This is a genomic window from Vogesella oryzae (genome assembly GCF_902829295.1).
Taxonomy (GTDB): Bacteria; Pseudomonadota; Gammaproteobacteria; order Burkholderiales; family Chromobacteriaceae; genus Vogesella; species Vogesella oryzae.
On the sequence record NZ_CADEPL010000020.1, the window covers coordinates 157,917 to 164,932 of the forward strand.

Annotated in this window: 3 protein-coding genes; 1 reads left to right on the forward strand and 2 read right to left on the reverse strand. The window is 60.5% G+C overall.

Going from position 1 to position 7,016, the window contains the following annotated elements:
- Nucleotides 1-57: 57 nt before the first annotated feature.
- Nucleotides 58-1,458, forward strand: coding sequence for an L-serine ammonia-lyase (locus HU218_RS09205; protein WP_174874639.1), 1,401 nt, complete (start codon nucleotides 58-60; stop codon nucleotides 1,456-1,458).
- Between the two features lie 149 nt (nucleotides 1,459-1,607).
- Here the strand turns inward: HU218_RS09205 and HU218_RS09210 are convergent, their stop codons facing one another.
- Complete coding sequence (locus HU218_RS09210) at nucleotides 1,608-2,831, reverse strand: branched-chain amino acid ABC transporter substrate-binding protein (RefSeq protein WP_174874640.1); 1,224 nt, start codon at nucleotides 2,829-2,831, stop codon at nucleotides 1,608-1,610.
- A 118-nt stretch (nucleotides 2,832-2,949) separates the two neighbouring features.
- The gene (gene putA, locus HU218_RS09215; RefSeq protein WP_174874641.1) at nucleotides 2,950-6,561 is read right to left on the reverse strand and encodes a trifunctional transcriptional regulator/proline dehydrogenase/L-glutamate gamma-semialdehyde dehydrogenase; all 3,612 of its coding nucleotides are present in this window, start codon (nucleotides 6,559-6,561) and stop codon (nucleotides 2,950-2,952) included.
- Nucleotides 6,562-7,016: the final 455 nt, after the last annotated feature.

A 7,016-nucleotide genomic window follows, 5' to 3' on the forward strand; every position in this document is an offset into this window, starting at 1 on the left:
TGAAACATCAGGCACTACCAACCCACGGTGGCGCCGCAACCAGACAAGAGAAGCAGCATGGCAATCAGTGTTTTCGACCTGTTTAAGATCGGCATCGGCCCGTCCAGCTCCCATACCGTCGGCCCGATGCGCGCCGCGCGCCAGTTTGTCACCCGCCTGGAAAAAGACGGTCTGCTGTCCGCCACCAGCCGGGTGAAGTCGGAGATGTTCGGCTCGTTGGGCGCTACCGGCAAAGGCCACGGCACCGACACCGCGGTATTGTTAGGCTTGGCCGGCGAACTGCCGGACTTGGTCGATACCGATGCCGTGCCGCAGATACTGGCTACCATCCGTGCCGACAAGGCCATCAGTCTGCTCGGTCAGCAGCGCATTGCCTTCAACGAGGCGGAAGACCTGCTGCTGTACAAGCGCAAGGCGCTACCCTACCACCCCAACGGCATGATCTTCGAAGCCTTCGACGCAGCTGGCAACAGCTTGTCCAAACGCGCCTACTACTCGGTGGGTGGCGGCTTCGTGGTGGACGAGGCGGCGATCGACGCCGGTTTTGTGCCGCCGGGCGTGACCGAGCTGAAGCACCCGTTCAAGACCGGTGCCGAGCTGCTGGCGCTGTGCCAGCGCCACGGCAAGAGCATCAGCCAGATCATGCTGGAGAACGAACTGGCCTGGCGCAGCGAGGACGAGGTACGCAGCGGCCTGCTGCAAATCTGGCACGTGATGCAGGGCTGCGTGCAACGCGGTTGCAGTCACGAAGGCATCCTGCCGGGTGGCATGAAGGTGAAACGTCGCGCTGCCGATCTGTACCGCAAGCTCACCAACGCGCCGGAAGCTGCCTTGCGTGACCCGCTGACGGTGATGGACTGGGTCAACCTGTACGCCCTGGCGGTCAACGAGGAAAACGCCGGTGGCGGCCGCGTGGTCACCGCCCCGACCAACGGCGCGGCCGGCATCATTCCGGCAGTGCTGCACTACTATGCCCGCTTCGTACCGAATGCCAGTGAAGATGGCGTGGTGCGCTTCCTGCTCACTGCCGGCGCCATCGGCATCCTGTTCAAGCTCAACGCCTCCATCTCCGGCGCCGAGGTCGGCTGCCAGGGCGAAGTCGGCTCGGCCTGCTCGATGGCAGCTGGTGCGCTGGCCGAAGTGCTGGGCGGCACGCCGGAACAGGTAGAAAACGCCGCCGAGATCGGCATGGAGCACAACCTGGGCCTGACCTGTGACCCGGTCGGCGGTCTGGTGCAGGTGCCGTGCATCGAGCGTAATGCGATGGCAGCGATCAAGGCCATCAACGCTGCCCGTATGGCGCTGCGCGGTGACGGCCAGCACTTCGTGTCGCTGGATCGCGTGATCAAGACCATGCGCGATACCGGCCGCGACATGAGCAACAAATACAAGGAAACCGCGCGTGGCGGCCTGGCGATCAATGTGATCGAGGTGCCGGTCAACATCGTGGAATGCTGATGCTTGCTGTGCGGCCAACGTTGGCCGCATGCTGCTCGGCACAACGCCCGCCATCGCGGGCGTTGTTCTTGCGGTGATCCCGGCACAATAAAAAAGCCTGACAGCGTACTGTCAGGCTTTTTGCTTGGGCAGCCGGGCTGCCGGCAGGCTTACTGGGCTGCGGAGGCGTCAGCGGCCGGAGCGCCACCACCCACGGTCTGCATCACTTTCCACTCGCCTTTTTCAACCTTGTACACGGTGATACCGCCGTCTTTCAGGTCGCCTTTTTCATCGTAGGTCCAGTTGGAGGAAGTCACGCCATCCTTGTACTGGATCTTGGCCAGCACCGGCAGGTACTTGGCCGGCTCGGCGGAGTTGGCTTCCTTCATCGCGGCGATCAAGGCGCGAGTCGCGTCATAGCCGTACGGCGAGTAGGTGGCAACGTCCATGTTGAAGCGGGCCTTGTAGCGCGAAGCGTAGTCGGCACCCTTCGGCATCTTGTCCAGCGGCAGACCGGCCAGCGAGGCGATGGTGCCTTCGGCTTCCTGACCAGCCAGTTTCAGGAAGGTCGGGGTTTTGGTCATTTCGCCGGATACCAGCGGTGCCTTCAGACCCAGACGCTTCATCTGCTTGGCCATCGGAGCGGACTGGGCATCAGCACCACCGTAGAACACCACGTCCGGGGACACGCCCTTGATGGTGGTCAGAATGGCGGCAAAATCGGTGGCTTTGTCGTTGGTGAATTCACGCTTCACCACTTCGCCGCCGGAAGCCTTGACTGCTTTTTCGAATTCGTCAGCCAGACCCTGACCATAGGCGGTACGGTCGTCAACGATAACGACTTTCTTGGCGCCGAGCGTTTTAACCACGAACTGGCCCATTACCGAACCTTGCTGGGTATCGGAGGTCATGGATCGGAAGGTGTTCTTGTAGCCCTGAGCAGTGAATACCGGCGAGGTCGCCATGGCGATCATCGGGATACCGGCATCGGAGTAGATCTTGGACGCCGGAATGGAAGTACCGGAGTTGAAGTGACCGACAATACCGTTCACTTTGTCATCGACAAACTTCTGAGCCATCTGGGTAGCGGTCTTCGGATCGGCCTGGTCATCTTCGGCTACCAGTTCAAATGTTACCGGCTTGCCATCGATGGTCGGCTTCTCGGCGTTGGCATCTTCGATTGCCAGCGTCACGCCATTCTTGTACTCCTCGCCGTAGTGGGCTTGCGGACCGGTCAACGGTGCGGCAAAACCGATTTTCACTACGTTGCCGGTAGCGGCGGCGCTGGCAGCAGAGGCCTCGCCTGCCGGTGCATCCTGCTTCTGGCTGCAGCCGGCAATCGCCAGGGCGGCGGCAACAGCAAGGGATACGCTGGTCAGTTTGTTCAGTTGCATGTCGTTTCTCTTCTCTTTTGTGTCAGGGTTTGCTCGTGCCAATGGATTTTGTCTACTGGCGAACGTTACAACAAGGCAGGCGCATTATTTCAATGCCACCTGCCAAGATCAAGTCTAATCAGTCTCCGATACTCATCAGACTCGCATTGCCGCCTGCAGCCGTGGTATTCACGCTAATCGCGCGCTCCACGACCAGTCGATGCAGGTTGTAACCACCCTCTTCGACCAATAGCAGCGGAATCAGGGCACCGTCACGGCGGGCCAGCGTCTGGCGCAGCAGCTCCGCATCCGGGCCGGCATACAGCATGGCCGTCACCTCGGCCGCTTCAACCTTGTCACCAACTTGCACGCTGCTCTTCAGCACTGCGGCCAACTGTTGCGCCGGCACGCTATCCTGCAGCAACACGCGGTTGCCGGTCGCGAAGGCGGCAGCTACCTGCATCACCAGTGCCTCCAGATTATCGGCCGAACACGCCACCAGACCACGCGGGGCGAACAGCAAGGTATTGATCTCGCCAGTCGGACCCGGCAGGGTCTCGGCATGATTCAGCGGCGAATGACGACGTGCTGCAGCAATCAGTTCCTGCAGATGATTGCGGGCACCGTCATCCAGCGGCAGCTGCGGCAGCACGCCTTGCAGTTGATCCAACGCGGTGAAGTCAACCGGCTCCGGGTTGGCCGCAAGACGGGCGTTCCAGCTGCCGCGGGTGAGGCGGTACAGATACAGCGGGCCACCGGCTTTCGGACCGGTACCCGACTTGCCTTCGCCACCAAACGGCTGCACGCCAACCACCGCGCCAACGATATTGCGGTTTACATAGACGTTGCCCACCTTGATGTTGCTGGTGATGGCTTCGATTGTTTCGTCGATACGGCTGTGAATACCGTGGGTCAAACCGTAGCCGGTGCTATTGATCTCGGCAACGACCTTGTCGATTTCACTGGCATCAAAACGGATCACATGCAGCACAGGGCCGAACACTTCGCGTTCCAGCAGCTTGATGCTGTCGATCTCGAACAAAGTCGGAGCCACATAAGTGCCGGCGGCACACTCATCGCTCAGTTTGGCCTGATACATGCTGCGGGCACGCGGTTTCAAGCCATCGATGTGACGCAACAGATTGCCCTGCGCTTCGGCATCGATTACCGGACCGATGTCGGTATCGAAGCGTGCCGGGTTACCCACGCGCAGTTCGTCCATCGCGCCCTTGATCATGGTCACCACCTTGTCGGCGATGTCGTTCTGCAGATACAGCACGCGCAGCGCCGAGCAGCGCTGGCCGGCAGAATCGAAAGCCGAGGACAATACGTCGGTAACCACTTGCTCCGGCAGCGCCGAACTGTCGACGATCATGGCGTTCTGGCCACCGGTTTCGGCGATCAGCGGCACTTCCTCGCCACGGCCGGACAGGGCGCGGTTGATGATCTGCGCCACTTCGGTGGAGCCGGTGAAGATCACGCCCTTGATGCGGGCATCGGTGGTCAGCGCGGAGCCAACCACTTCGCCACGCCCCGGCAGGAACTGCAGTACATCGCGCGGCACGCCAGCTTCATGCAGCAGGCGGATGGCGTAGGCGGCAATCAGCGCGGTCTGCTCGGCGGGCTTGGCCAGTACCACGTTACCTGCGGCCAACGAGGCGGTAACCTCACCGATGAAAATCGCCAGCGGGAAGTTCCACGGGCTGATACATACCACCGGACCCAATGCGGGATTACGCTGGTTGTCGAATTCGGCGCGCACATGTGCGGCGTAGTAGCGGCAGAAGTCCACCGCCTCGCGCACTTCGGCAATCGCGTTGTTCAGCGTTTTACCGGCTTCGCGCACGGCCAACCCCATCAGGGTGGCCATATTGTCTTCCATCAGATCGGCCATGCGATCCAGGCACAACGCACGCTTGGCCGGCTCGGTGGCCGCCCAGCCAGGAGCTGCCCGCACCGCAGCCTGCAGGGCGATTTCCACATCCTCGCGGCTCGCTTCTTGCACCTGCCCCACAACATCCTGCAGGTTGGCCGGATTACGAACCGCTTGCGAATTGACCGGCTCGACATCGCGATCGGCCAGCAGCGGCACGGCCAGCCAAGGCTGCACCTCGGATGCCTGCAGCGACAGCTGCAAACTTGTCAGCACATGCTCGTTGGCCAGATCAAGGCCTTTGGAGTTCTTGCGCTCGGCGCCGTAGAGGGCAACCGGCAGCGCGATCTTGCTATGCGGCAGTCCGCCATGACGGCCAGCTTCGGCAACGGGATCTTCCACCAGCTCTTCGATCGACACGCTCTCGTCGACGATACGGTTCACGAACGAGGAGTTGGCACCGTTTTCCAGCAGGCGGCGCACCAGATAGGCCAGCAGGGTCTCGTGCGAGCCCACCGGCGCGTAGATACGGCAGGGCTTGTCCAGCTTGTCCTTACCGACGACCTGGTCGTACAGGGTTTCACCCATGCCGTGCAGACACTGGAATTCGTAGTCCTTGCCTTCGGCCAGATGGTAGACCGCGGCCAACGTGTAGGCGTTGTGCGAGGCAAACTGCGGGTAGATGGCATCCTGTGCGGCCAACAGGCGCTTGGCGCAGGCAATATAGGACACGTCGGTGTACACCTTGCGGGTGTATACCGGGTAGCCCGGCAGGCCATCCACTTGCGCACGCTTGATTTCGGCATCCCAGTAGGCGCCTTTTACCAGGCGCACCATGAAGCGATGCTTGCTGCGGCGCGCCAGGTCGATCAGGTAATCGATTACGTACGGGCAACGCTTCTGGTATGCCTGCACCACAATGCCGATACCTTCGAAACCGTCCAGCTCCGGGTCGTTGGCCAGGGCCTCGACCAGGTCCATGGAAATTTCCAGACGGTCGGCTTCTTCAGCGTCGATATTCAGGCCGATGTTGTATTGCTTGGCCAGCAGGAACAGCTGTTTCAGGCGCGGCAGCAACTCTGCCATCATGCGCTCGTGCTTCATCCGCGCATAACGCGGGTGGATAGCGGACAGTTTCACCGAGATGCCGGGACCACTGTAAATGCCACGCCCGTTGGATTCTTTGCCGATGGCGTGAATGGCCAACACGTAATCGTTCAGGTAACGCTGCGCATCCGCTTCGGTCATCGCCGCTTCGCCGAGCATGTCGTAGCTGAAGCGGTAGCCACGTGCTTCGCGCTCCCTCCCGTTAGCCAGCGCCTCTTCGATGGTTTCGCCAGTCACAAACTGCTTGCCGAGCATGCGCATCGCCAGATCGACGCCCTTGCGGATCAACGGCTCACCACCCTTGGCAATAATACGGGTCAGCGCCGAAGACAGACCCTGCGCACTATGGGAAGACACCAGTTTGCCGGTAACCAGCAAGCCCCAGGCAGCCGCGTTCACGAACAGCGAAGAGCTATTGCCCAAGTGTGCTTTCCAGTCGCCACCGGAAATTTTGTCGCGAATCAGTTTGTCTGCCGTGGCGCGGTCGGGAATGCGAAGCAGTGCTTCGGCCAGACACATCAGCGCGATACCTTCCTGGCTGGACAGTGTGAACTCATGCATCAAGGCATCAACACCACTGGACTTGGTGCGTTCGCGACGAACCTGGGTCACCAGCTTGCTAGCCAGCGCCTTGATCGAGGCTACCTGTCCCTCAGGCATTGCCGCCTGTTCCATCATGGTTGCAACACATTCACGTTCATCACGACGGTAGGCTGCGGTAATCGCGTCACGAAGCGCGGATTGCTCGCGCGCAAATGCCTGAAATTGCATGAGTAGCTTCTCCATAGTCCAACTGCTTGTATCTGACTATTGTATACAAAATATAAACTACGTGGAGATTTCCTGGGAATCTATCCAGTCTAGAAGACTACCCGCAGACAACAAGCGTGTTTATTGCAACACTTTGACCTCGCTTGAGGAATCCACAAACGGCACATGCAGCGAGCCACGCCCAGCAATAGAAACACCAAAGCCCGCGCATGCGGGCTTTCTGTTTGGCGGTAAGGGTAGGTGGCGGCCAACGTTGGCCGCAGCGTTCGGGGAGGATGTCGTCAGCACAGGACAGTGCAGCGTCGCACGAGCTGCTGCTTTCCCCGCGCCAAAGCACAAAGCCCAGCTTGATCTCTCAAGCTGGGCTTCTTGTGGGGGAGTCTGGCGGTGTCCTACTTTCACACAGGTATCTGCACTATCATCGGCGCTGAGGCGTTTCACGGTCCTGTTCGGAA

Coding starts and splice junctions, on each gene's coding strand:
- HU218_RS09210 (WP_174874640.1), bottom strand. CDS start 2,831: ATGCAACTGAACAAACTGACCAGCGTATCCCTTGCTGTTGCCGCCGCC.
- HU218_RS09205 (WP_174874639.1), top strand. CDS start 58: ATGGCAATCAGTGTTTTCGACCTGTTTAAGATCGGCATCGGCCCGTCC.
- putA (WP_174874641.1), bottom strand. CDS start 6,561: ATGCAATTTCAGGCATTTGCGCGCGAGCAATCCGCGCTTCGTGACGCG.